At 41.7% G+C, this 26,009-nt stretch carries 31 protein-coding genes; 29 read left to right on the top strand and 2 right to left on the bottom strand.

Annotated features, from left to right (window positions below; genetic code table 11):
- Positions 1-175 precede the first annotated feature (175 nt).
- On the top strand, positions 176-1,063 hold the full coding sequence (locus ACQCT8_RS13705; RefSeq protein WP_426871961.1) for a patatin-like phospholipase family protein: 888 nt from the start codon (positions 176-178) through the stop codon (positions 1,061-1,063).
- Here the strand turns inward: ACQCT8_RS13705 and ACQCT8_RS13700 are convergent.
- A complete protein-coding gene (locus tag ACQCT8_RS13700) occupies positions 1,055-1,441 on the bottom strand; it encodes an SA1362 family protein (protein WP_426871960.1) in 387 nt (128 codons plus the stop codon). The genes ACQCT8_RS13705 and ACQCT8_RS13700 overlap by 9 nt on opposite strands.
- A gap of 39 nt (positions 1,442-1,480) precedes the next feature.
- The gene (locus ACQCT8_RS13695) at positions 1,481-2,428 is read right to left on the bottom strand and encodes a DUF1385 domain-containing protein (RefSeq protein ID WP_426871959.1); all 948 of its coding nucleotides are present in this window, start codon (positions 2,426-2,428) and stop codon (positions 1,481-1,483) included.
- A gap of 164 nt (positions 2,429-2,592) precedes the next feature.
- On the opposite strand from ACQCT8_RS13695, the gene ACQCT8_RS13690 reads away from it, so the two are divergent.
- From ACQCT8_RS13690 to ACQCT8_RS13555, 28 genes are all read left to right on the top strand, one after another.
- Entirely contained in the window at positions 2,593-3,069 is a 477-nt protein-coding gene (locus ACQCT8_RS13690; protein ID WP_426871958.1) for a YqhR family membrane protein, read from the top strand.
- A 65-nt stretch (positions 3,070-3,134) separates the two neighbouring features.
- Positions 3,135-3,584: a type II 3-dehydroquinate dehydratase gene (gene aroQ / locus ACQCT8_RS13685; RefSeq protein ID WP_426871957.1), complete on the top strand. Its 450-nt coding sequence runs from the start codon at positions 3,135-3,137 to the stop codon at positions 3,582-3,584.
- Positions 3,581-4,642, top strand: coding sequence for a M24 family metallopeptidase (locus ACQCT8_RS13680; RefSeq protein WP_426871956.1), 1,062 nt, complete (start codon positions 3,581-3,583; stop codon positions 4,640-4,642). The genes aroQ and ACQCT8_RS13680 overlap by 4 nt, the downstream gene beginning before the upstream one ends.
- Before the next feature lie 23 nt (positions 4,643-4,665).
- Positions 4,666-5,226: an elongation factor P gene (gene efp / locus ACQCT8_RS13675; RefSeq protein WP_041059205.1), complete on the top strand. Its 561-nt coding sequence runs from the start codon at positions 4,666-4,668 to the stop codon at positions 5,224-5,226.
- A 304-nt stretch (positions 5,227-5,530) separates the two neighbouring features.
- Positions 5,531-6,469: a stage III sporulation protein AA gene (gene spoIIIAA, locus ACQCT8_RS13670; protein ID WP_426871955.1), complete on the top strand. Its 939-nt coding sequence runs from the start codon at positions 5,531-5,533 to the stop codon at positions 6,467-6,469.
- Positions 6,466-6,981 carry a hypothetical protein gene (locus tag ACQCT8_RS13665; protein WP_426871954.1) on the top strand — a complete coding sequence of 172 codons (516 nt, stop codon included), beginning with the start codon at positions 6,466-6,468 and terminating at the stop codon, positions 6,979-6,981. The genes spoIIIAA and ACQCT8_RS13665 overlap by 4 nt, the downstream gene beginning before the upstream one ends.
- Before the next feature lie 17 nt (positions 6,982-6,998).
- The gene (spoIIIAC, locus tag ACQCT8_RS13660; RefSeq protein WP_041059197.1) at positions 6,999-7,205 is read left to right on the top strand and encodes a stage III sporulation protein AC; all 207 of its coding nucleotides are present in this window, start codon (positions 6,999-7,001) and stop codon (positions 7,203-7,205) included.
- A 9-nt stretch (positions 7,206-7,214) separates the two neighbouring features.
- Complete coding sequence (locus ACQCT8_RS13655) at positions 7,215-7,613, top strand: SpoIIIAC/SpoIIIAD family protein (protein WP_426871953.1); 399 nt, start codon at positions 7,215-7,217, stop codon at positions 7,611-7,613.
- A 16-nt stretch (positions 7,614-7,629) separates the two neighbouring features.
- Positions 7,630-8,787, top strand: a complete 1,158-nt coding sequence (gene spoIIIAE / locus ACQCT8_RS13650; protein WP_426871952.1) for a stage III sporulation protein AE — start codon at positions 7,630-7,632, stop codon at positions 8,785-8,787.
- 13 nt (positions 8,788-8,800) lie between these two features.
- Positions 8,801-9,334, top strand: a complete 534-nt coding sequence (locus tag ACQCT8_RS13645; RefSeq protein ID WP_426871951.1) for a stage III sporulation protein AF — start codon at positions 8,801-8,803, stop codon at positions 9,332-9,334.
- A gap of 4 nt (positions 9,335-9,338) precedes the next feature.
- Complete coding sequence (locus ACQCT8_RS13640; RefSeq protein ID WP_426871950.1) at positions 9,339-9,944, top strand: hypothetical protein; 606 nt, start codon at positions 9,339-9,341, stop codon at positions 9,942-9,944.
- A gap of 18 nt (positions 9,945-9,962) precedes the next feature.
- On the top strand, positions 9,963-10,514 hold the full coding sequence (locus tag ACQCT8_RS13635; protein ID WP_426871949.1) for a SpoIIIAH-like family protein: 552 nt from the start codon (positions 9,963-9,965) through the stop codon (positions 10,512-10,514).
- 241 nt (positions 10,515-10,755) lie between these two features.
- A complete protein-coding gene (gene accB / locus ACQCT8_RS13630; protein WP_426871948.1) occupies positions 10,756-11,250 on the top strand; it encodes an acetyl-CoA carboxylase biotin carboxyl carrier protein in 495 nt (164 codons plus the stop codon).
- 16 nt (positions 11,251-11,266) lie between these two features.
- Positions 11,267-12,625 carry an acetyl-CoA carboxylase biotin carboxylase subunit gene (accC, locus tag ACQCT8_RS13625; RefSeq protein ID WP_426871947.1) on the top strand — a complete coding sequence of 453 codons (1,359 nt, stop codon included), beginning with the start codon at positions 11,267-11,269 and terminating at the stop codon, positions 12,623-12,625.
- Between the two features lie 16 nt (positions 12,626-12,641).
- The gene (locus tag ACQCT8_RS13620; RefSeq protein WP_426871946.1) at positions 12,642-13,058 is read left to right on the top strand and encodes an Asp23/Gls24 family envelope stress response protein; all 417 of its coding nucleotides are present in this window, start codon (positions 12,642-12,644) and stop codon (positions 13,056-13,058) included.
- A 154-nt stretch (positions 13,059-13,212) separates the two neighbouring features.
- Positions 13,213-13,614 carry a transcription antitermination factor NusB gene (gene nusB / locus ACQCT8_RS13615; protein WP_426871945.1) on the top strand — a complete coding sequence of 134 codons (402 nt, stop codon included), beginning with the start codon at positions 13,213-13,215 and terminating at the stop codon, positions 13,612-13,614.
- Positions 13,615-13,635: 21 nt separating this feature from the next.
- Complete coding sequence (gene folD, locus ACQCT8_RS13610; protein ID WP_426871944.1) at positions 13,636-14,487, top strand: bifunctional methylenetetrahydrofolate dehydrogenase/methenyltetrahydrofolate cyclohydrolase FolD; 852 nt, start codon at positions 13,636-13,638, stop codon at positions 14,485-14,487.
- A gap of 221 nt (positions 14,488-14,708) precedes the next feature.
- A complete protein-coding gene (xseA, locus tag ACQCT8_RS13605; RefSeq protein WP_426871943.1) occupies positions 14,709-16,061 on the top strand; it encodes an exodeoxyribonuclease VII large subunit in 1,353 nt (450 codons plus the stop codon).
- Entirely contained in the window at positions 16,058-16,297 is a 240-nt protein-coding gene (locus ACQCT8_RS13600) for an exodeoxyribonuclease VII small subunit (RefSeq protein WP_426871942.1), read from the top strand. Before xseA ends, ACQCT8_RS13600 begins: the two co-directional genes overlap by 4 nt.
- Complete coding sequence (locus tag ACQCT8_RS13595; RefSeq protein ID WP_426871941.1) at positions 16,294-17,172, top strand: polyprenyl synthetase family protein; 879 nt, start codon at positions 16,294-16,296, stop codon at positions 17,170-17,172. Before ACQCT8_RS13600 ends, ACQCT8_RS13595 begins: the two co-directional genes overlap by 4 nt.
- A gap of 469 nt (positions 17,173-17,641) precedes the next feature.
- Positions 17,642-17,908, top strand: a complete 267-nt coding sequence (locus ACQCT8_RS13590; RefSeq protein WP_426871940.1) for a hypothetical protein — start codon at positions 17,642-17,644, stop codon at positions 17,906-17,908.
- A 24-nt stretch (positions 17,909-17,932) separates the two neighbouring features.
- A complete protein-coding gene (dxs, locus tag ACQCT8_RS13585) occupies positions 17,933-19,825 on the top strand; it encodes a 1-deoxy-D-xylulose-5-phosphate synthase (protein ID WP_426871968.1) in 1,893 nt (630 codons plus the stop codon).
- Positions 19,826-19,827: 2 nt separating this feature from the next.
- Positions 19,828-20,655 carry a TlyA family RNA methyltransferase gene (locus tag ACQCT8_RS13580; protein ID WP_426871939.1) on the top strand — a complete coding sequence of 276 codons (828 nt, stop codon included), beginning with the start codon at positions 19,828-19,830 and terminating at the stop codon, positions 20,653-20,655.
- A gap of 173 nt (positions 20,656-20,828) precedes the next feature.
- On the top strand, positions 20,829-21,278 hold the full coding sequence (gene ahrC / locus ACQCT8_RS13575) for a transcriptional regulator AhrC/ArgR (protein WP_278239794.1): 450 nt from the start codon (positions 20,829-20,831) through the stop codon (positions 21,276-21,278).
- A 19-nt stretch (positions 21,279-21,297) separates the two neighbouring features.
- Entirely contained in the window at positions 21,298-23,010 is a 1,713-nt protein-coding gene (gene recN, locus ACQCT8_RS13570) for a DNA repair protein RecN (RefSeq protein WP_426871938.1), read from the top strand.
- 172 nt (positions 23,011-23,182) lie between these two features.
- Positions 23,183-24,235 (top strand): SpoIVB peptidase, encoded by a 1,053-nt coding sequence (gene spoIVB / locus ACQCT8_RS13565; RefSeq protein ID WP_426871937.1) that lies wholly within the window; start codon positions 23,183-23,185, stop codon positions 24,233-24,235.
- Between the two features lie 351 nt (positions 24,236-24,586).
- Positions 24,587-25,372, top strand: coding sequence for a sporulation transcription factor Spo0A (spo0A, locus tag ACQCT8_RS13560; RefSeq protein WP_426871936.1), 786 nt, complete (start codon positions 24,587-24,589; stop codon positions 25,370-25,372).
- A 210-nt stretch (positions 25,373-25,582) separates the two neighbouring features.
- Positions 25,583-25,765, top strand: a complete 183-nt coding sequence (locus tag ACQCT8_RS13555; RefSeq protein ID WP_426871935.1) for a hypothetical protein — start codon at positions 25,583-25,585, stop codon at positions 25,763-25,765.
- Positions 25,766-26,009 lie beyond the last annotated feature (244 nt).

Below are 26,009 nucleotides of genomic sequence, written 5' to 3'. Positions count from 1 at the left end.
GATGCAGAATGCCTGGAACGCATCCTCTTGATCAAGCATTGTAACATATGGGTAAGCCGTATGCCTTAATAGGGCACGTACGGTTTGATAAGGGGGGAGCCACGAGAGTGGTTTCCCTACTTTATTTCATTGTTTCCTAAATCATTCATATAAATGAGGGTATGGAGGTGTAGGGATGATCATAGATCTGGTTTTTTCCGGCGGAGGAGTAAAAGCGATTGCGTTTATAGGGGTCATTGAAGCGCTGGAGCAAAAAGGGGTTAGAGTGAGAAGGGTTGCCGGTACAAGTGCAGGTGCGGTAATTGGTTCTCTGGTAGCGGCTGGGTACACCTCGTCTGAAATAAAAAATATGCTGCCTGCTTTATCACATCTTTTTTTCAAGGAAAATAAGCGGAATAAATGGCTGCCTTCCTGGGTAAAGTGGATCGAGCTCTATTGGAAAAAAGGGCTGTACTCAGGAGATGGACTTTTGGAATGGCTGGAACAAAAACTGAATGACAAAGGCATTCAATCCTTTAATGACCTCCCTATGGGCTCATTTAAAATGGTCGCTTCAGATCTGACATCTGGAAAAATGATTGTTTTACCGGATGATGCTGTTTATTATGATCGAGACCCGCTTTCACTGAAGATCGCAAAAGCGGTCAGAATGAGCGCTTCCCTTCCATTTTTTTACCAGCCTGTAAAATGGACAAAAGGAAAGAATGTTCATTTAATTGTAGATGGAGGGGTATTGAGCAACTTTCCAATCTGGCTGCTGGAGGAAAAAGGCGCGGTCGCATCCATTCCGATCATCGGCTTTCAATTGCAGGCTGCCAGTCAAAAGGAGCCTGCTAGAAAAATCAAAAATGTAATTGAATTATACTCTGCTTTATTTATTACCATGAAGGAAGCACATGACGCCAGGCACCTCGAGCAGATTGACAGGAAAAATGTCCTTATCATCCCGGTACCGGATCTATCTCCAGCGGATGCATTTCTGACCACAAACGAAATGCACGCCCTGATAAAATCGGGGCGTGCACATACACTGAGTTATTTGGAATCACTTAATTTAAAGTGATATCTTTTTCTTTTTCTTCCCTTTTTTTCCTTCAATTACAGTCAGTTTCGGACCATCTAATCGGGATACCGAAGATTTTTTTAAAGGAATTGCTTTTTTAGAAGAAGCGTGTTTGCCGGTACTTTTAAGTTTAGATGCTGATACGGGGTTGCCGTAACGCTTTTTAGATTGCCGCGCGGCTTTTTTAAAAGCCTGCTGATCATGCCGTCCAGGTTTACGGGCGGTCCATAAACGATAGAGTAAATAGATCACACCAATGATCACAGCGTAAGTTAAAATTTGTCCGAGTAGACCTGCCGGATCGGTAATAAGGGTATAAACCAATCCAAAAATCGCTAAAGCAATTATACTGTAAAAAACGGCCATCCTAGCATTCACACTAGCCACCTCCCATAAAACAATCCTTTACTTTTTAGTTTAGACAAGTGCCGCTTTTTTTAAACCTGATTCTGACTCTTTCTCCAGTTCCATCATTCGGTTAAATGAGGCAATAGCCACTTCAACCTGATCATCTTTCGGTTCCTTTGTTGTCAGCAGCTGAAGCCACAGTCCCGGGTAGCCTAAAAACTTCAGTACCGGAATGGAGCGGACTCTATTCGTTAATTGAAGGACTTCAAAAGAAATTCCCAGTACAACCGGAATTAAGGCAATCCGATTAAGAATTCTTACAATCAGCGGATCATGAGGTACAAGCAGGTAAACAAACATGCCTACAATGACAGTGAACAGAATGAAGCTTGAACCGCATCTGTAATGAAGTCTGGATTGAGATTGAACATTTTCCACTGTCAGGGAAAGGCCGTTTTCAAATGTATTAATTACTTTATGCTCAGCGCCATGGTACTGAAACACTCTTTTGATCAAGGGAGTCATTGAGATAAAGTAAATATACAATAGAAGAAGGATCACTTTAAAAACACTTTCCAATATAACCTGGCCTGTTCGGCCGGAAAAAACAAATTCAAGTGAAGCGGCTAAAAACAGGGGGACTAATGTAAAAATAAATTTTCCAAACAGGAAAGATAAAACACCGATCGCAGCAATGCCAAAAATCATTTCAAGTTTAGAGGATTTCTGTTCTTTTTGCACTTTTTCGTCTTCTTCAGGCAAAACATCGAATCGTTCGCTAGAAAAATTAAGATGCTGTGTACCATTGGCACTTGATTCAATTAAGGCAATAATCCCTCTTAAGAACGGAATTTTTTTCATTTTTTGAAATGATGGTTTGGTTTTGCGCGGGAGATGGAAGTACTCAATCGTTTCGTCTTTGCGGCGTATTGCGGTAACCGTGTGGTGACGGCCCCCAAACATGACCCCCTCAACTACTGCCTGACCGCCATATGCCGGTTTTTTCTGATTACTCATTTACATGCACCAACCTACTGTTTTACATTCCTTCTTAAATAAAGGTATCTTTAGTTTACTAAAAAAAAGGCATTCCTACTAGATGAAAGAATTTTTATTCCGTTATTTCGATTAAAAATGGACCTTCAATGGACATACTGAAAAGAAAAAAGGGTGAACGCTGAATGTCCAATGTTGAATTGCCAACCATAAAACGAACTCCGCTGACGATTGCGATCGGTCTGACAGGCGGTTTATTCTTCAGCTTATTTTATGAGGGATTTCATTACTTTCATTTTATTCCCAAAAATACACTCATGCCTACATGGGAATTTCTGGCTCCCGCATGGCAAAAAGGAGTAGTACCCCACATTTTATGGTGGGTGATGATTTGCATTCTATCTATTATATGGGCCTTGCTTTATCAATGGATGATCAGGAAATCAGATACTATGTGGCCCGGAATTTTTATAAATGTCATTCTCTTTGGTATAATTTTTATCTTTTTCGGATGGTGGTTGGATTTGGGTCCTGACGTAACTGACTTGAAACATCATTCCATTATTTCTTTTTGCTGTTTATTTATTTTGCACGGTGCATTTGTCGGTTTTTCTATCTCCTATGATGAGCCTTATACTGATGAAAAGGGCAGCAGTAAGTAGTGGGACAATTTGGATCATTATGATACACTTAGCTGGATGACTTTGCGAAAAAGGGTGGCTTCATAATGGCATATTTAGTATTAAATGGTCCAAATCTTAACCGTCTTGGTAAAAGGGAGCCGGATATTTATGGTTCTGCTACTTTACGTGATATCGAGGTAAGACTGCAGCGAATCGCAGAAGAGAACCAAACGGAACTCCAGGCGAAACAATCCAATCATGAAGGTGAGCTGATTGATGCCATCCATCGTGCAGCGGATGACGGACTGAAGGGGATCATTTTTAATCCCGGGGCTTACACTCATACCAGTTACGCACTTCGGGATGCAATCTCATCAGTAGAAATACCCGTCATTGAAGTACATATATCGAATATTCATGCACGGGAAGCGTTTCGCCACACATCCGTTCTGTCTGCCGTTTGCTTCGGACAGATTGCAGGCTTAGGAGTGTTCGGTTATGAACTTGCATTTAGCGCATTATTGAAACTAAACAAGGGGGAGTTAAAAGAATGAGTAAAGTAGAACAACTGAGAAAACAAATGGCTAAGCATGATCTTGATGGTCTAATGATCACTAGCTCATACAATCGAAAGTACATATCAAATTTTACAGGTTCAGCAGGTATCGCTGTTATTTCTCAGGAAGAAGCGGTTTTTATAACCGATTTCAGGTACACTGAGCAGGCAGCAGACCAGGCGAAGGAATTTACAATCGTGCAGCATAAGGGCCCCATACATCAGGAAGTAGCTTCTCAGGTGGAAAGGCTTGGTATTAAACGGCTGGGATTTGAACAGGATCACGTGGTATTCGGCACGTACAAGCAATATGAAGAAGCCGTACAGACTCAATTGGTGCCGGTATCCGGCGTCGTTGAAAAGTTGCGCTTGATTAAGACAGATTCAGAGATTAAGATATTAAAGGAAGCAGCAGACATTGCGGACGCCGCATTCAAACACATCCTGGATTTTATACAGCCTGGAAAAACAGAACTTGAAGTATCGAATGAACTTGAGTTTTTTATGAGAAATGCTGGTGCACAATCCTCTTCTTTTGATATCATTGTTGCTTCGGGTGAACGTTCTGCACTTCCCCACGGGGTTGCAAGCAATAAGATTATTCAAAGCGGGGAATTGATAACGATGGATTTCGGCGCTCTTCATAAAGGGTATGTTTCTGATATCACACGGACTGTTGCGGTAGGAGAGCCAAGTGACCAGCTGAAAGAAATTTATCAGGTAACACTTGATGCTCAGCTGCTTGCGATGGAGAAAATCAGACCTGGTTTAACAGGAAAACAAGCGGATGCTATTGCCAGAGATTATATTTCCTCCAAGGGGTATGGTGAGTATTTTGGTCATTCTCTCGGACATGGCATTGGATTGGAAGTTCATGAGGGGCCGGGACTTTCATCGAGATCGGACATAGAACTTCTTGAAAATATGGTTGTTACAGTGGAACCTGGCATCTATATCGCTGGTCTTGGCGGTGTTCGAATAGAAGATGATACAGTTATTACAAAAAATGGGAATGAAACCTTGACCCACTCAACGAAGGATTTAATTATTCTATAAGGTCAAGAAATAGGAGGATTATGATGATTTCAGTTAATGATTTTAAAACAGGGTTAACGGTAGAAGTAGACGGTTCGATTTGGAGAGTCATTGACTTCCAACATGTGAAACCGGGAAAAGGCGCGGCATTTGTCCGTTCTAAACTTCGTAATCTCCGCACGGGAGCTATACAGGAAAAGACCTTCAGAGCGGGAGAAAAAGTAGCAAAAGCGCAAATAGATAATCGTAAAATGCAGTATCTGTATGCAAATGGCGATATGCATGTATTCATGGACAACGAAACCTATGACCAAATTGAAATTCCTGCCAGCCAAATCGAGTATGAACTGAAGTTTTTAAAAGAAAATATGGAAGTACAAATCATGATGTATCAAACTGAAACATTAGGTGTTGAACTGCCTAATACGGTTGAGTTAAAAGTAATAGCGACCGAGCCGGGAATCAAGGGAGACACATCAAGCGGAGGCTCTAAACCTGCAACAGTCGAAACAGGACTGACAGTCAATGTACCGTTTTTTATTAATGAAGATGATGTGTTAATCATTAATACCACTGATTCCACATATGTATCAAGAGCTCAATAAAAAATGATTTAAAGCTGCAGGGAATACTCCTTGCAGCTTTTTTATGTGGTTGGGACAAATCTCTAAAAAAGCATAAAAAAAGAGGAAGTATTTATCAATAGTTGGGAGCGAAAGGTGGCGACTGCCTACAGGAGATGACTGCCGCTTGGGACTTTGCAGGGCAGGGCCCTGGAAAGCCTCAAACCCACTGCCTGTGTATAGCGTCCACCTGAAGCGCAGCGAACCGGTCAATGTGGCTGAGACACTTTTGTCCCAGCTTTTTTTATGTCATAAAACAGGAGTCCGGCCAATAGGATAAACCACAATGATAAATTGCAAGGGTGTTGATGGAATGCATACGATACTTTCTTTATTTCCTGAGAGGCTGCAGCATTTACTGGTTGAAAGCTTTACAGTTTCATTAGTCGGAGTTGAAGAAATCAGAATTCGAATCGGCCGGCCAGTGCAAATTGAAAACAATCATGGAACGGCTGATTTAGACTACGTTCCATCACATAATGACCGTCAGCATATCGCAGAGAAGATTTCTCAACATTCCTTTTATTCCCTGGAAGAAGAAATGAAAAAGGGGTATGTGACGGTTGAAGGCGGCCACCGGGTAGGAATTGCCGGAAAAGTAACTCTTGAGGAGGGAAGAGTCAAAGCAATCCAGTCCATTTCATCTTTTGCTATTCGAATTGCGTCTGAGCAGATCGGGTGTGCAGATCCTTTTATGGACGAGCTATGGGATCCCATTGCCAGGCGGTGGCAGCACTGCTTGCTTATTGGACCTCCAAAAAGCGGTAAAACGACGTTATTAAGGGATTTTGCACGGTATATCTCTCTGCATCATCCGGGTAGTGAAGACCGTTCAAAAAAAATCTCCATTGTCGATGAGCGGTCTGAAATTGCTGCCTGTCATCATGGAGTTCCTCAGCTTACATTCGGTACAAAAATAGATGTTTTAGATCGATGCCCGAAATTAGAAGGGATGACTATGATGATCCGGTCAATGAGCCCTGAAGTGATGATTGTCGATGAAATAGGTCATGAACGGGACATTTATGCCATTATGGATGCGATGTATACAGGCGTATCAATGATCATGACCGCACATGCCAATTCAATCGAGGAATTACAGAAACGTTCGATCATGGACAAGCTCTTACAATCTGAAATTCGACATTATATTCTTTGCAATCAGACGGGATATACCTTGTTTAGAAATGGCAAAGAAATCATTGTTTCTGAAAGAAAACGATGACTATTCACTGGATAGGAGCACTTCTAATCGTTGCAGGGTCCAGTCTTGAGGGGTTTAGAAGATCCAATCAACTGCACAAAAGACAGCTAGCATTAGTCGAATTTGCCCAAGCGCTTACCTGGATGCAAAATGAAATTGTGAAAAGACAAACACCTATTTTGGAGATTATCCATACTCAAATACAGCGAAAAGGTGAAGTTGCAGTCCTTTTTGGCTTTTTCCAGGAGCAATTAACTAAAAATAAATCTCTTTTAAGTGACGCTTGGACAAAAGCGGTGCATGACTATAAACCTGTATCAAATTTATTGCCTGAAGATTTGGAATGGCTGATGCGCATTGGAGAAGCGATCAAGCCTTATGACCGTCAATCCATTGAAAAGGAACTAAGCTTTATTATCGATATGTTAAGAACCTGCCATCAGGAAGCGAGAAGCCGGGCTGTAAAGATGGGAAAAGTCTACAAAGCTTTGGGGGTAATGGGAGGCATTTTAATTGTTTTGCTTCTTAGTTAAAGATAGGAGCGATATCTATGGCAATAGACATTGACACTTTATTTAAAATCGCAGGAGTAGGACTAGTAGTTGCGCTTCTATACACAGTGTTAGACCAGGTTGGAAAAAAGGACTTTGCACAGTGGCTGGCTTTTGCGGGGTTTTTATACGTTCTCTTTATTGTGCTGCAGGCGCTGGATTCTTTCTTTACCACTATTCGCTCAGTTTTTATGTTTTATGAATAGGAGCCCCCAATGGATGAGCTGCTGAGAACAATCGGAATTTGTTTTTTAGCTGGTTTTATGTCGCTTATGTTAAAGGAGAAATCCCCAGCCATTTCGATGCTTTTATCTTTGTGCGCTGCTGCCATGCTGTTAACTCAGTTGTTTTTTTCCATTCAGCTGGTTCTTGGAATGGTGCAGCGCTTTTCTGCTTACCTGCCCCAAATGGATTTATATATATCTACACTTATTAAAGTGTTAATGATCGCTTTTATTTCGGAAACTAGTGCTCATCTTTTAAAGGGTGCCGGTCAGCAGCTGCTGGCAACAATTGTAGAGTGGACAGGGAAAATATTTATTTTAATGATTGCGCTGCCCATCTTCTACGAATTGCTTCAAAGAATGCTGACATTATTACCCGGAGCACAATGAGAGGATGATCAGCTTCATGAGCGCTCAGCCTGGTATCAATCAACAGACAACTCCATCTCAAAATCTAAATGAACAAGTAAATGAACAAGTTAACCAGCAGGTAAATGAGCAGCTCGAAGGTCAGGATCATGAAGCGTGGCTGGGATTTTGGGATCAGCTGACCGGTGTTTACGGTGAATATTTGCCTTCGCTTACTAAACATGATCTGCTGGCCATAGTTTTTCAACCGAAAAGCAGCATTATGGAATGGTTTTCAGGTATTATGCGTTTTATTTTTCACGAGGTGGCTGAGCAGGCGCATATTATATTTTGGCTTTTGCTGCTACTCGTGATCGGGTCGATACTGCAAACACTCCAGCAATCTTTTTCATCGAATGGTGTAGCATCTGTCAGTTCAGTAGCAATGACAGGACTGCTTCTCATGATTGTGATTGAAAGCGTCCAGATTTGTGTGACATATGTGAATGAAACAATTGATCTGATGGCGGATTTTATGTATGCTCTATTGCCTTTGTATATGGCCATGCTGACACTTTCCGGGAGCATCACAACGGCTGCTGCCTCCCACCCGATTCTTCTTTTTATCGTTCAATTCAGCCATTATCTTATGCAGTACTTTCTGGTACCGCTGTTTGTGCTCTCTATTCTCCTTGATATTGTGGATACGATATCTGTTTCTTTTAAAACATCAAAAATGGCCGGACTGTGCAGACAGGTCGGGATCTGGCTTTTAGGCGTTATTGTCATGATCTATATGTCTATTTTTTCTGTTCAGGGAGTGACAACGTCTGTAGCAGATGGTGTGGGAGCCAAGACCGTTAAAACCATTGCAGGTCAGTTTATTCCGTTCATTGGAAAAGTTGTAGCAGACACAACAGATCTCTTGCTGGCCTCATCTGTTCTGGCTAAAAATGCGGTTGGTCTGGCTGGTGCATTAGTTTTAGGAACCATGGTGCTTTTCCCAGCATTAAAAATTCTTGTTATCGCGTTTATGTATAGAATATGTGCTGTCGTTATGGAGCCCTTGGGCCACCCTGGAATGGTACAGGCTGTCGATGCTGTCAGCAAAGGACTCTTTCATCTTTGCGGAGCACTGGTATTAGTATCCATTATGTTCTTGCTGGGAATTGTCGTTCTGATGATTGTCAGCAATATTCCATTGATGATTCGATAAGGAGTGAAAAGCTATGGATGCCGTTTATCAATGGGTGATTAATCTATTGGTACTAGTAGTGCTGATGGCGTTGTCAGATTTACTGATTCCTTCAAATTCCTGGAGGCCATTTGTTCGACTCGCTCTTGGGGGGCTTCTGCTTATATTACTTTTAGAGCCGTTGTTTTATTTTTTTCGGAATGAGCAATCAATTGTCACAGTTCCCTTTTCACAAATTGAAGACAGCATTGCAGCTGAACAAGAAGAAGGTCAGGCAATGATTCATGACATGAATAACAAACATCAATCATACATATGGAGTGAGGTATCAGACAAGCTGGCAAAACAGGTCAATCCAATTGTTTTGGAACAGTTTAATACCGAGCTTTCAAATGTGACTGTCTGGCCGAATGACTCGTCAATAGAAGAATTCAAGGGGGAGGTAGAGGTGGAGTTAAACAGTTTGTCACAAATTACTTCTGATAACGAACAGGAATTGCTGTTGCTGCTGGCTGAGGAATGGGGAGTGCCGGCGGAATCCATTACATTAACGCATATAGGGGAGTGAAACTGTGGCAGATAAAAAGGGATGGGACAAGCTGAGGAATTGGATTGCTTCCTCCAGAGATCCGACGTCAAATCGAAAACTCCAGCTGGTCATGATCTTAATCGTAGCAGGCGCATTAATGATGCTGCTGCAGGGAACGAAACCTCCTGCTCAGGAGCTTCCTTCCAACCCGGCTGCCGCTGTCAGTGAAGATGCAGCTTCAAGCGACAAATCCATAGCGGACATGGAAAAGGACCTTGAAAAGCAGCTTGGAGATATTTTGAAAAAAGCACTTGGTACAAACGAGGTAAATGTGATGGTCAATCTGGCCACAAGTGAACGAAAAATATATGAAAAAAATGAAACGCTCCAGCAGGATCAATCTGCTGACCAGAGGGAGAATGAACAATCTTCCATGGATCGACGCTCCTCCACAAGGGAACTTGTTCTCGGGAATCAAGGGCAAAATGGAGATCCCATTTTAAGTTATGTAGAAAAGCCAACTGTTCTGGGTGTCATGATCGTGGCAGAAGGAGCAGATCATATAAAGGTTAAAAAATGGATAACAGAATCAGTTGCCCGTGTGCTGGATATCTCCACTCACCGTGTGGCAGTTATTTCAACCCAATAGAAGGAGTCGTGACGAATAATGCTGAAAAAACAAACGGTTTGGCTGTTAACAATGGTTAGTTTGGTTGTAGTCCTGTCTGTATATTATGTGACCTCACCAAGAGACCAGGCTTCACCGGTTATGCCGGATGACACAGCAGATATGGTGCTTGGAGAAGATGGGGAAGAATGGGTAATTGAAGATGATGTGGATGTTTCAGCAGAAGCCGTAGAAGATGAGATGTTTGAGGTGCTTCGCATGGAAGTGCAGGATCAGCGAAATGCTCTTAAAGATCAATTAAGAACGAAAGTGGCGTCAAATGAATTTTCGGCTGACGAGAAAAACGAAGCCTTCACCGAAATTAATGATTTAACAAACCTTGAAACAAAAGAAGCGATGATTGAAACGATGATCAAAGGCATGGGCTATGAAGATGCTCTAGTCCGGTCAGAAGAAGATCGTATCATTATTTCCGTAAAATCAGCCGACAACAGTCATTCAAAGGAAGCTGCCAATGAATTAATTCAATTAGGAAGAAAAGAGCTTGGAGAATCGAAGGTGGTTCATGTAGAGTTCCAGCCAGGAGAATAGCAAAAGTGTTGAAACTAGCGCAAGTTGGCTAGTTTCTTTTTTTATTTGAGAAGCACATTCCTCTCAACCGCCCAAACCAAACTGACCTAACATTATCTTAGTATGTTACAATGGCAACAGTGTAAGCCATTTCACCTGTATATGACTTTTTTTCAGGTGGCTGTTGAATTTAAACAATAAATTAACGTATGATATTAGCAGCTGCTACTAATTTATTATTAAAGGCCAAGGAGTGTCCACTATGTTAAAAGTACAAGAAATCAGAGAGCTTATTAAACTAATTGATCAATCTACAATTGATGAATTTACGTATGAAAATGATGGTGAAAAAATTAAACTAAAAAAACAGGTGCAGTCTGCTAAGCAGCAGCCGGCAGCTGAAATTGCAACAGAGCAGGTAAAGACGGCGCCAGTTGAATCTGTTGCCTCTTCACCTGCTGAAAAAGCAAAAGCTGAAGTTGAAACCCAGCACAACACAGAAGCTCCTGCTGCAGAAGGCACGATTGAAATTAAATCCCCAATGGTAGGCACCTTTTATCATGCATCTTCACCAGATGCTGAGCCTTTTGTAAAAGTCGGGACAAAAGTAAACGAAGACTCTACGGTATGCATTGTTGAAGCAATGAAACTGTTTAACGAGATCGAAGCAGAAGTTAAAGGGGAAATTGTTGAGATCTTAGTAAAAGACGGCCAGCTAGTTGAATATGGCCAACCACTTTTTCTTGTGAAGGAATAGTTAGGAGAGAATACGAATGATCAAAAAAATATTAATTGCCAATCGGGGAGAAATTGCTGTACGGATTATTCGTGCCTGTCATGAAATGAATATTGAAACCGTGGCGGTGTATTCTGAAGCAGATAAAGAAGCCCTTCACGTTCAAATGGCAGATGAAGCAATCTGTATAGGACCCAAAACCTCCAAAGACAGTTATCTGAATTTCACTAATGTCATTAGCGCTGCAAAACTTACCGGCTCTGACGCTATTCATCCGGGTTATGGCTTTTTAGCTGAAAATGGGGACTTTGCAGAGCTCTGCCGTGAATGTAATATTATCTTTATTGGGCCAAGTCCTGAAGCCATTTCCAAAATGGGAACAAAGGATGTTGCCAGAGAAACAATGCGCAAAGCAGGAGTACCAATCGTACCCGGTTCAAAAGGAATTATAAAAAGCGAGGAAGAAGCAATTGATCTTGCTAATGATATGGGATATCCAGTCATTATTAAAGCAACGGCAGGCGGCGGCGGGAAAGGCATCCGTGTAGCGCGCAGTGAAGCTGATCTTATTAAAGGAATAAAAGTAACCCAGCAGGAGGCTGAAACAGCTTTCGGCAATCCGGGAGTCTACATAGAAAAATTTATAGAGGACTTCAGACATGTTGAAATTCAGGTAATGGCTGATAATCATGGCTCGGTGATTCATCTGGGAGAAAGAGACTGCACCATTCAGCGCAGACTTCAAAAGCTGCTTGAGGAAACGCCATCTCCGGCTCTCGATCAGGGGATCAGATCTCAAATGGGAGAAGCCGCAGTAAAAGCAGCGCAGGCAGTAAAATATACGGGAGCAGGTACAGTAGAGTTTATTTATGCTCCGAAAGAACAATCGTTTTACTTTATGGAAATGAACACACGAATCCAGGTCGAGCATCCGGTTACTGAAATGGTTACAGGTGTGGACCTAATAAAAGAACAAATTCGCGTAGCATCAGGTGAAGCATTAAGTTTAACTCAGGACGAAGTGACATTTTCTGGATGGTCGATCGAGTGCAGAATTAACGCTGAAAATCCCGAAAAAAACTTTATGCCATCGGCAGGAAAAATAGAAATGTATCTGCCGCCGGGCGGTTTGGGTGTACGAATTGATTCTGCTGCATATCCTGGTTATATAATCCCTCCTTATTACGATTCAATGATTGCAAAAGTGATCACACATGGAGCCACAAGAGAAGAAGCAATTGCAAAAATGAAACGGGCGCTTGATGAATTTGTAATTGAAGGTGTTCATACAACCATTCCGTTCCATATGCGCTTGCTGGATCATGAAACGTTTGCAGGTGGAGATTTTAACACGAAATTTTTAGAGACCTATGATATTATGGCTAAAAAGGACTAAATAGGAGGTCGATTACATGGCTGAAAATCAACCGCAGCTTTTGCAAATGAACAGCTTAGAGCATAACCAGCTTGGAAAAATTGAGATCGCTCCTGAAGTGATTGAAGTCATTGCCGGGATCGCTGCATCAGAAGTTGAGGGAATCGCCCAGATGCGAGGAAACTTTGCTTCAGGCGTTGTGGAAAGGCTTGGCAAAAAGAATCATGGCAAAGGTGTCAAAGTTGAACTTGGAGAAGAAGGCATCGTAGTAGATGTTTACTGCACCATTAAGTTTGGTGTTTCCATTCCTTCTGTTGCTCAAAAAATCCAGGACAATATACGGCAGACACTCAAAAACATGACTGCCCTTTTAGCAGAGGAAGTAAATATTCACGTTGTGGGTATTCAATTTGAATCGCAAAAGATTGAACAGGATGAAAACGAAGAAGAATAACGGATTAACAGGTGCATAGTGAATATGCGCCTGTTTTTTCATTTTTACGAAAATAATGAATCAGCAAAGTTCCGTTATGCGGTGCGGTTATTTTATGCTATGATCTTTTTATGACATGGAATCAAACGTAATTAGTGAAGGAGTTTATGAAGCAATGAAAAGAAGAACGGCTCGGGAAAAAGCACTTCAGGCCCTCTTTCAAATGGACATGAATGAGATGGAGCCACTTGAGGCTATTGAAAATGTATTAGAAAATGAAAAACAGGATGACTATCTTGAATCATTAGTGGTTGGAGTAAATGAACATAAAGAAAAAATTGATACCATGATTCAGGACCATCTACAGCACTGGAAGTTAGAGCGCTTGGCACGGGTAGACCGGAATATTCTTCGTGTAGCACTTTATGAATTACTATATAAAAATGAAGATGTACCTCATAATGTTGTTTTGAATGAAGCGGTCGAAATATCCAAGCGTTTCGGCGATGACAAATCAAGCAAATTCGTGAATGGGGTTCTATCTAAGATCTTAGGTACATTGCATTCACGGGATTAAACTCACGGGGAGGCAATTTCAATGTCTGCATCAATCATTGATGGAAAAAAAATATCTCAGCATATGCGCGATAAAATTGAGAATAAAGTCATGACCCTAAAAAATTCCGGCGTTACTCCGGGACTGGCTGTCGTCTTAGTAGGAGATAATCAAGCATCTAAAACATATGTCTCCATGAAACAAAAAGCCTGCGAAAAACACGGAATATATTCTACTTTAATCAGGCTGGATGAAGATATATCAGAGCAGGGACTTTTAGATAAAGTAACTGAATTAAATAATGATCCTGCCATTCACGGCATATTGGTTCAACTGCCTCTCCCCTCTCATATTGACGAAACGAATGTCATTGAAACCATTGATCCTTCAAAAGACGTAGACGGGTTTCATCCCATAAATGCTGGACGATTAATGACAGGGGGAGATGGATTTGTTCCCTGCACACCGTATGGAATCATTGAAATGCTTAAATATGAAAACATCGAACTGTCAGGAGCGCACGCTGTAATTGTGGGAAGAAGCAATATCGTAGGAAAACCGATGGGACAATTGCTTTTAAAGGAACATGCTACAGTTACATACTGTCATTCCAGAACGAAGGACCTGGCATACCATACAAAACAGGCAGATATTTTAATTGCTGCAGTTGGAATAAGAGAACTCATTACAAAAGAACATATAAAAGAGGGAGCGGTCGTCATTGATGTTGGAATGAACCGTAATGACGAAGGTAAGCTGTGTGGAGATGTTGACTTTCAAGGATGTTCTTCAAAGGCTCGGGCAATTACACCTGTACCTGGCGGGGTAGGTCCTATGACCATAACAATGCTGCTCGCTAATACCGTTACCTCAGCGGAAAAGCATTCACTTTAATTCAAGTTATGAATCATTCTCCAGGAGCCGGCCATTTAAAGCCGGCTCCTTTGCTGTGGGTGCGATGCATGAAGCACTGTTATAAAAAAATTGAAGAAATAGACATAATATATCATTGTACTCCCTGCATATAGAGATGTTTAGTGGAGAGGCTGGTTTAAATTGTTGAAATAACAGACCTCGTTTAGGTAAGCTAAGTTGAGAAGGGAAGTGAATATCGAATGAGCGAAAGACAATATCTCACTGTGCATGCATTAACGAAATACATAAAGAAGAAATTCGATGCAGACCCTCACCTGACCAATCTTCATATACAGGGTGAACTCTCCAATTTTAAACGACATTCAAGCGGGCACTGCTATTTTACCCTAAAGGATGACAAAGCGAGAATTCTTTCTGTGATGTTTTCTGCTAACAGCAGCAAGTTAAAATTCACCCCTGAAAACGGCATGATGGTGCTTATTACAGCGGACGCCTCAGTTTATGAAGCCTCCGGTCAGTATCAGTTATATGTAAAATCCATGCAGCCTGAAGGGGTTGGAGCTCTCTTTTTAGCCTATGAGCAATTAAAGGAGAAACTGGCAAAGGAAGGGTTATTTGATCTTTCACATAAAAGGCCCCTGCCATTGTATCCTAAGACAATCGGCGTCGTTACTTCTCCAACAGGTGCTGTCATTCGGGATATTATCACCACTGTACAGCGGAGATATCCCATTGCAAAGCTAAAGTTATTTCCAGCTTCTGTGCAAGGGGATAAAGCATCTGGCAGCATAGTGAAGGCAATGGATTTAGCCCAAAAAGATCCCTCACTCGAATTGCTTATAGTGGGAAGAGGCGGCGGGTCTATTGAAGAACTATGGCCCTTCAATGAAGAAGCGGTGGCAAGGAAAATCGCGAATTTTCCCATCCCGGTAATTTCTGCTGTGGGGCATGAAACGGATACCACTATCGCTGACTTTGCAGCTGATTACCGTGCTCCAACCCCAACAGCAGCAGCAGAGATGGCAGTGCCTCATATTGATGAAGTGCGGGAACGGCTGATGACAAAGCAAATGAGAAATATGAGAGCGATGAATGAACTGGTGAAACACAAAAAACATCAGCTGAGTATCCTTACAGGGTCCATTATTTTCAAAAAACCCGAAAGGCTTTACCAGCAGCAGATGGAACGGCTCGACAGACTCATGCTTCAAATGAAAAGAGAAGTATATAAGCTTTCAGAATCCCGCTTTGAAACCCTTAAAAGTCTGGATCACAGACTTGAACGCATGCACCCAAATCAAATTATTTCAGTTCAAAAAGAACGTCTTAAATCACATAATCGCTTAATTTCCTATCGCATGAATGAAATCCTTAAACAAAAATCATCTCAGTTTAATGGGGCTCTTGGAACTTTGCAGGCGCTTAGTCCACTGGGAGTTATGAAACGCGGTTACAGTTTGGTGTATGATAAAGAAGATAAACTAATTAAAGATGAATCAGCCGTTGCAAGCGGGCAGGAAATCCGTGTTTCGCTCGTTTCTAAAGATTTATTATGCACTGTTAAAGAAGTCAAGGAGCGTGAAGTGAAATGACAGCAAAAAAGCAACTGACATTTGAAGAAGCTATGAATGAACTTGAGACGATTGTATCAAAGCTGGAAGAAGGAGATGTGCCACTTGAAGAAGCTTTAACCATATACCAAAAGGGCATGGACCTTTCTAAACTATGCCATGATAAGCTTCAGCACGCAGAAAAACAAATGGCAACCGTTATGACTGAAGATGGTGAGAAGCCTCTTAACCTGGAGACAGGAGAAGACCCGGCATGACGACTTTAGAATCTTTTGTGGAACATTACAAAAAAGAGGTCGAGCGTGAACTGGCTGCAGCAATACATCAGTCAAGTGCTCCGGATTCGTTAAAAAAAGCAATGAACTATTCACTTGATGCAGGAGGCAAGCGCATACGCCCGATTCTTGTTTTAGCCACCATCCACTCATTTGGAGAAGAATGTGTAAAAGGACTGCAAACAGCTGCAGCACTGGAAATGGTTCATACATATTCTCTCATTCATGATGATCTTCCAAGTATGGATGATGATGATTTAAGAAGGGGGAAGCCCACTAATCATATTGTGTTCGGTGAAGCGCTTGCTATTCTTGCGGGTGATGCCTTACTGACGCAAAGTTTTTCTCTAATTACTGCGAGCAGCCTTTCTTCAGAACAAAAAGTGAGACTGATCAGCGAACTTGCTAGATGCTCAGGTCCTGAAGGAATGGTTGGGGGACAGGTAGCAGATATTGAGGGGGAAAATAAAAAACTTACAATCGGCGAGCTTGAATCGATTCATTATAGAAAAACAGGAAGACTGCTGCAATTTGCAGTGCTCGCTGGCGGCGTAATCAGCGGAGCGACAGAAACTCAGCTTCGCCATCTTGAACAATTTGCCATGCATATAGGTCTGGCATTTCAGATCCGTGATGATATTCTCGACGTTGAAGGAACAGAAGAAGAGATTGGGAAACCGGTGGGAAGCGATGAATCGAGAAACAAAAGCACGTACCCCGCGCTGCTGGGAATGGCTGGAGCAAAGCAAAAGCTGGACTTTCATATAAAAGAGGCAAAAAGCAGGTTACAGCTGCTTCAGTTTGAAAAAAGTCTTCTTCTTTCCATTACGGACATGATCGCCACGCGCAGTTCATAAGCTTCCGGCTAAAAAAAAAAGATAATTTATGTTACACTAATGACTAATTGGTTGGTGCAGTATTCTAGTTGGCCTCCTGTCAAAAGGGCTAAAAATCCATTAAAGGCCATATCGGTGAAGTACCTGATCTTGCCTTTAGGAGTTCAACTTTTGGTTTAGCTTGCGGTCTATAACGTACATAAAACACTAAATTGGAGTATGAGTATAGCCGTTATCACAGCTGTGTTAGCGGCTATTTTTTCGCTTGCATCCACAAGTGTTCTAAAACAGATAAGCTGGACCATTGGATTGGTCGTTTCTTGCGATTGTCATTATCGGTGTATTTTTTGATGTGCTGGGCATTGCAGCAGCGGATGAGAAGCCTTTTTATACAATGGCTGCCAATAACGTATAGAATGCTCGCCATTGGGTTCGTATTGTTCGCAATGCGGGCCAGTTTGCGAGCTTTTGTAATGATGTAATTGGAGACATGGCGGGTATAATAAGCGGAGCAGCTGCCACGATCATCAATATCCAGCTGCAGCGGCTGGAAAACAGTTTATATACCGGTCTGATCTCTGTAGTCGCTGCACTGACGATAGGCGGCAAAGCACTCGGCGAGTCATTATTCATCAAATTTTCCCGAAATAATATATTTCAGGTCGGCAAAACCCTACAATTTGTTGAGGAAAAGCTACATATTGTTATAATAAAAGATACAAAGAAAATCAAATCGAAAAATCAGCAGGATAATTAACCTGGATGAAAGTGAGTGATCCCGATGGATGTTTCAAAAATAAAGGATCCGTCCCTGTTAAAAAATATGGGGAAAGAAGAACTTGAAAAACTGAGTGAAGACATTCGCCATTTTTTAATCGAGAATTTATCTTTAACTGGAGGGCATATAGGACCGAATCTTGGTGTGGTGGAACTCACACTGGCTCTTCACAAGCACTTCGATTCCCCCACAGATAAATTGCTTTGGGATGTCGGTCATCAGTCGTACGTCCACAAGATACTAACAGGAAGAGGAAGCCAATTCGGCTCTCTTCGTCAATACAAAGGACTTTGCGGCTTTCCTAAAATGGTGGAAAGTGAGCATGACGTCTGGGAGACAGGACACAGCTCCACTTCACTATCGGCTGCAATGGGCATGGCGATTGCGAGAGATATTAAAGGAGATTCAAATTACGTCGTGCCGATCATCGGTGATGGCGCATTAACGGGCGGTATGGCCCTGGAAGCGCTGAATCATATAGGGCATGAGAAAAAGGATCTGACCGTTATCTTAAACGATAACGAAATGTCCATTGCACCAAATGTTGGTGCGCTTCACAGCGTACTTGGGCGATTGCGGACAGCTGGGAAATATAATTGGGCTAAAGATGAATTAGAATATCTCCTTAAAAAAATTCCAGCAGTCGGCGGGAAGCTTGCGACGACCGCTGAGCGTGTGAAAGACAGTTTAAAATATCTTCTTGTATCAGGAGTGTTTTTTGAAGAGCTGGGCTTTACTTATCTTGGACCAGTGGACGGCCATAACTTTGAAGAATTGGAAGAAAACATTCAATATGCTAAAAAAACAAAAGGTCCCGTTCTCCTTCACGTTATAACCAAAAAAGGAAAAGGGTTTAATCCGGCAGAAACGGATACCGTGGGGACTTGGCATGGTACAGGCCCTTATAAGATTGACACAGGCGATTTAATAAAATCAAAAAATCTTGCTCCTGCCTGGAGTTCTTTAGTAAGTGAAACAGTGAGAAGACTGGCTCGAGAAGACGAACGAATTGTAGCAGTAACACCCGCCATGCCGGTTGGATCAAAATTGGAAGGGTTTGCCAGTGAGTTCCCTGACAGAATGTTTGATGTAGGAATTGCTGAACAGCATGCAACTACACTTTCTGCTGGACTTGCCACTCAAAATATGAAGCCGTTTCTTGCGATTTATTCAACATTTCTTCAGCGGGCGTATGATCAGGTAGTACATGATATCTGCAGGCAGAACCTGAATGTTTTTATAGGCATTGACCGGTCAGGATTAGTCGGAGCAGATGGTGAAACACATCAGGGTGTTTTTGATATTGCTTTTCTAAGACATCTGCCAAACATGGTGGTAATGATGCCGAAGGACGAAAATGAAGGGCAGCATATGGTGAATACTGCGATCGAATACAATGGAGGCCCTATTGCCATGAGATATCCAAGAGGCAATGGACTTGGCGTCAAAATGGATAAAGAGCTTAAAACTATTCCAATTGGCAGCTGGGAAGTCCTGAGCCCTGGTACTGATGCGGTTATCCTTACATTTGGAACAACCATTCCTCTTGCTAAAAGTGCTGCAGAAAAACTTGCAAAAAAAGGCATATCAGCAAGAATTGTAAATGCGCGTTTTATTAAGCCGCTTGATGAAGCCATGCTGAAAGATTTATTTGCTGAAGGCCTGCCGATTCTAACAATAGAAGAAGCCGTTCTGCAAGGCGGATTTGGCAGTGCAGTGATTGAGTTTGCTCATGACCATGGCGCAGAACATGTACGAATAGAACGAATGGGGATTCCCGATCAGTTTATTGAACACGGAAGCGTGGATAAATTATTAGAAGAAATTAATCTCACGGACGACAGAGCGGTTGAAGTTATTCAAACACTTGCTCCAGTAAAACAGCAAAGGGCGTAATCATGAAAGTACAAAAGCAGCGAATCGATATTATGCTGGTTGATCAGGGACTGGCAGAGACCCGCGAAAAAGCAAAAAGGTCCATTATGGCCGGGATTGTTTATGCCAATGAAGTACGGCTGGACAAACCGGGAGAAAAAATTCCTAAAGATACGGTCCTTACAATAAAAGGAAACGTTCTTCCCTATGTAAGCAGAGGAGGACTGAAACTTCAAAAAGCGCTTCAGTATTTTGATATTGATGTTAAGGGTAAAAGGATGATTGATGTAGGCTCCTCTACAGGAGGTTTTACAGACTGCGCTCTTCAGAATGGGGCTGCAATGTCTTATGCTGTTGACGTAGGGAGCAATCAGCTTGCCTGGAAGCTTCGTCAGGATGAACGAGTTGTTGTAATGGAAAAAACTAATTTCCGTTATCTAACTCCGGAGGCATTAACAAATGGTGCACCTGATTTTGCATCAATCGACGTATCCTTTATCTCTTTGAGGATCATATTGCCGGTTCTTAAAACCTTGCTTATGAATAACAGTGATATTATTGCCCTTGTTAAACCGCAATTTGAAGCAGGCAGGGAACAAGTAGGCAAGAAGGGGATCGTAAGAGAATCTGCCATCCATGAAGAAGTTTTAAGCCGAATTACTGAATTCGCTGCTGCAGAGGGTTACGAAATTGCCGATGCAACGCATTCTCCAATTACCGGCGGTGATGGGAATATTGAATTTCTTCTTCATTTAAGATGGACTGGAAACTCAAGGCTAAGCCAACTTCCTGATGTCGATATTAAAGGCATCGTAAAAGAGGCGCATAATGAATTTAAAGCAGTAAAATAAAGAGCCGGCCCAAACCGCATCCTTACCACAAGGTTAAGGAACGGTTTCGGCCGGCTTTTTTAAAAAAGTAAAATGTCATCCCTGCTTTTAATGTACAAATTTCCTTATATACGTTAGGATAAACGTATATAAAAGTATAAATATTCATTATGAAACCTGGAGTGAAAAAAATGATTAATAAAGGCCAGCGTCACATTAAAATAAGAGAAATCATTGTCAACAATGATATTGAAACACAGGATGAGTTAGTAGACCAGCTTAAAAACGCTGGTTTTCCAGTTACTCAGGCAACGATTTCCAGAGACATTAAAGAGCTTCACCTGGTAAAAGTTCCTCTGATTGACGGCCGTTATAAATACAGCCTTCCGGCAGATCAGCGATTTAATCCTCTGCAAAAACTAAAGCGCACACTTACAGATGCCTTTGTACGTATTGATGGGGCAGGACATCTTCTTGTTATGAAAACACTGCCTGGGAATGCAAACGCTATCGGCGCATTAATTGATAATCTGGACTGGGATGAAATTATGGGGACGATCTGCGGCGATGATACGTGTTTAATTATCTGTAAACGGGAAGAGGATACTTCCATCATTTCTCAGCGATTTATCGATATGCTTTAGTAGATTGAGGTGAAGAGACATGCTACAGGAACTATCTATACGAAATTTTGCCATTATTGATGAACTTTCTCTATCTCTTGAAGAAGGATTAACCGTCCTGACAGGTGAGACGGGAGCAGGTAAATCCATTATCATTGATGCGGTTCAGTTGCTCGTCGGAGGCAGAGGATCGTCAGAATTTGTCCGTCACGGTGAAAAGAAAGCGGAAATCGAAGGGATTTTTATCATACATGATGATCACCCGTGCTACGGGAAATGCGAGGAGCTTGGGATAGACATTGAAGACGGAATGGTGTTGTTAAAGAGGGATATATCGCAGTCAGGAAAAAGCGCGTGCAGAGTAAACGGAAAGCTTGTCACGATTGCTCTCTTAAGAGAAGTAGGATCCACTCTGATTGATGTACATGGTCAGCATGAAAGTCAGGAGCTTATGGATGAAACGAAGCATTTGCTTCTTCTCGATCAGTTCGGTAGTCAGGATATTTCACCTGCAAAATCTGCTTATTTTGAGCTGTTTGGGGAATATGAACAGGTGCAGAGGCAAATTCGGGCTTTAACTGAGGATGAACAGCAAATGGCACATCGTCTTGACTTGATACAATTCCAATTTAATGAAATTGAACAAGCGGACCTTCAGCTTGGAGAAGATGATCAGTTAATGGAAGAAAAAACCCGTCTCGCAAACTTTGAGCGTTTATTCAGTTCTTTGCAAACTGCTTACAATGCGTTGCAGGGAGACCAAAAAGGTCTTGACTGGATAGGGCTTTCCATGTCCAATTTAGAACAATCAGCTGAAATTGATCCTGCACTGGGTAAAACAAGTGAAAGTGTTGCCAACAGTTTTTATCTGCTAGAAGAAGCAGCTCAATCCATACGCCAGCAGCTTGATTCATTGGAATTTGATCCGGACAGGCTGCAGGTCATAGAAGACCGCTTAAATGAAATTAATCAGCTGAAGCGGAAATACGGCTCATCGATTGAGGAAATTGTGCATTTCGCTGCAGCCATTGAGGGAGAAATTGAATCAATTACTAATCGCGATTCCACCATTAAAGAACTTGAATTAAAAAGGGCTTCGATTATTGAAGATCTTCAATTAGAAGCGGATCAGTTAACGTCTGTAAGGCAGCAATGGGCAAAAAATCTTACAGATGAAATTCACGATCAGCTGCAGGCATTGCATATGAATAAAGCGATTTTTGAAGTGCGGTTTCATCAATCGGCTGTTCGTGATGCTAAAAAATTCCACTTTAAAAAGGATGGAGTGGATACAGTTGAATTTTTTATTTCCACTAATCCAGGGGAGCCTTTAAAACCATTAACAAAAGTAGCTTCCGGGGGTGAAATTTCCAGAATCATGCTGGCGCTGAAGACGATTTTTTCCAAGCATCAGGGGATTACCTCGATCATATTTGATGAAGTGGATACCGGTGTCAGCGGCAGGGTGGCACAGGCGATTGCTGAAAAAATTTATGCAGTATCGATTCATTCACAGGTTCTTTGTATTTCGCATCTGCCGCAAGTTGCTGCGATTAGCGACAGACACCTGTTTATTTCAAAAGAAGTTAAAAATGACAGGACCATCACGCATGTAGAACCGCTTGAGAAACGGGACCGGGTTTTGGAAATCAGCCGAATGATTTCGGGGGTTGAAATTACGGACCTTACGCTCAGTCACGCAAAAGAATTGCTTGATCTTGCGCATTCCATAAAGAAAACCGCGGTATCTTAATGCCAGTTTATCCAGTCATTTTCAGACATAATGAACGAATCATGCAGGTATCTATTCCATTATGCAAAGTCATCCATTTTCGGATGGCTTTTTATTTTTTTGTCTGTGATAATTCCCTTCACATTCGCTCACATTAAGAAGGTACTCGGCAGTCTAGAAGGGGGGAAATGGTTTGAGAATTAATAAAGTATTGATGATTTTGAGCATAAATATGTTGTTGTTGTTCCCTTCAATGGACGAATCGATACATGCTTCATCTGTAAAATTAATTCCTGGCGGGCAATCGATTGGGATTTCATTAGAAACAAACGGGGTCATGATCGTCGGGTTTCATTCAGTGAATGATTCGTCGATTGAAGACACGCCAGCGACAAAAGCAGGACTTGAAGTAGGGGACACATTAAGGAAGATAAATGGAGTGTCGGTATCCACAGCAGCCGATCTGTCACAGGTTCTTTCCCAGCAAACAAAAACAAAGAAAAATATTCAGCTTGAAATTGAACGGGACGGGAAAGTAAAGAAAATATCAGTGGATCCTACGTTTAATGAGGATGGGGTTCCTCAATTGGGATTGTATGTCCGTCACCACACTCAAGGCATCGGCACCGTATCGTATATTGATCCTCAAACTGGACAATTTGGAGCTTTAGGCCATGTTGTAGCAGATGCAGAAACAAAACGGGCAGTCGATATGAGAAAAGGAACCGTTATGCAAACTCATATTGACGGCATTCAAAAAGGAATTTCCGGTAAGCCGGGAGGCAAAATCGCCATTTTTTCAACCAATGACCCGATATTGGGTTCAGTTTCACGGAATTCTCAATATGGAATATTTGGAAACCTCCAGGATGTACCTGCTCATGAGCTTTTCAAAAGCCCACTTTCTGTAGCCAAGCAGTCCGAAATTAAAGAAGGAAAGGCAGAAATGCTGACCGTTCTCCGGGATAACACAATTGAACGTTTTTCGATTGAAATTGTTCGTTCAAAAACCCAGGCACCTGGAGGAATTACAGGTATGCTGGTAAGGATCACGGATAAGAAGCTAATTGAAAAAACCGGAGGCATTATTCAGGGAATGAGCGGCAGTCCGATTATTCAAGATGGAAAACTTGTCGGAGCGATCACGCATGTGCTGGTACATGACCCTACATCCGGCTATGCACTGACCATTGAAGAAATGATTAAACAAAGCGGCCAAACCTCATTGCAAAAAAAGGCTTCTTAGTCCTAGATTTTCGGACAGTCCATATTTGAACGCATCTCTAACAGGCGAACTCTGCCTGTTTTTTTATTTTTTAAAAAGTAAAACTATTTCTAAAGCACTAATTTAAATGCGTTTTCATAATATGCCCAAAATGATCTGGTGATTTTTTTATTCTCATGGTACACTACTGTACATAGATTGATTCGACAGAATGTCTAAAAATGTTGAAATATATCAAAAAAGAGAGTATTTGTGAGAAAAGATAAGATTTCCAATGGTTTTTTAGAAAAATTTTTTAACTGAAAGGGTTTCTGATCTGGCATGTCGAATGGTTTGTAGGGAAGATTAATTCGAATGAGGAGGATTTACAAAGTGGATAAAATCAGAGTATGCATTGTAGATGATAATAGAGAACTGGTGGCGACATTAGAGCAATATATAGCGAATCAACCTGATATGGAAGTAGTGGCAACTGCTTACAACGGACAGGATTGTTTAGAGGTTCTAAACGAAACGGAAGTTGACGTCTGCCTGTTGGATATTATCATGCCTCACATTGATGGTCTGAATGTCCTTGAACGTATGCGTCAGATGGAGCTTCCAAAACATCCTCATGTCATCATGCTTACTGCTTTTGGTCAGGAAGATGTGACCACCAAAGCGGTTGAGCTGGGGGCGGCTTATTTTATCCTTAAACCTTTTGATATGGAAAACCTAGTTCAGAATATTCGTCAGGTGCGCGGCAAAAATGTACAATCGCATGCGAGCTCCCGCAGAGTTCCAAGGGAAACAGCATCAAAACCGAAAAATTTAGATGCCAGCATTACAGGAATCATTCATGAGATTGGCGTTCCTGCCCATATTAAGGGTTATATGTACCTTCGTGAAGCAATTTCGATGGTATATCACGACATTGAGCTTTTGGGCTCCATAACAAAAGTTCTTTATCCTGATATCGGCAAAAAATTTAACACAACTGCTTCACGTGTTGAACGTGCTATTCGGCATGCCATTGAGGTGGCATGGAACAGAGGCAACGTGGATGCGATTTCCAATCTGTTCGGCTATACAGTCTCCGTGGCTAAATCCAAGCCGACCAATTCAGAATTTATCGCCATGGTAGCTGATAAGCTGCGGCTTGAGTATAAAGCGAGTTAGAGTCTGAGTATTAATCAAACTGCATAGTATACAATACGCCTTTAGTAACTGACGATATGTCCGTTTAGAGGCGTTTTTTAATTTTAGAATCTTTTATAGAAGAAGTGGGAGTAATGTCAGGAATCCAAAAATATACTGAAGGGACCAAAAGTATAAAGCAGGAGGCTGGCATGAAGATCATAAGCTCACTCTTAGAAGGCATTTCCCCGGTTGGCATGGTGTTTAATAAAAGGGATTAATGGACCTGTTATTAAATTGCTGCACGGCTCAGATGTAGAAGCAAACGATTATTTCTTTATTAAAGGAGCATGGGACGGAGAGTATGCAAAAAAGAAATTCACACTGCTCATGCTCTTATGGGAAGCGGTGGATGCATGCAAGACCCTAAACTGATCATCTGCTGTCCTTCGCATACCTCTGAGGGGCTCTATTCCTTAAAATCGGAGAATGTTCATTATACATATCCAATTCCATTCCGTTTATTCTGACTCAGTCTAATCATTTTCTCGATCCTGCTTAACCTGATTATGAAAGTGATATTTTAAACATTTCGGATGGACTGGAGTCCTATAAAAAATAAATTCCTTTAATTGGAAATAAATTAGCGATTCACTACTTCTGCAACCTATTGATCAAT

The sequence above is a fragment of the Jeotgalibacillus proteolyticus genome (assembly GCF_050107735.1).
Lineage (GTDB): Bacteria > Bacillota > Bacilli > Bacillales > Jeotgalibacillaceae > Jeotgalibacillus > Jeotgalibacillus proteolyticus_A.
This window is presented reverse-complemented; position numbering and strand designations above follow the sequence as displayed.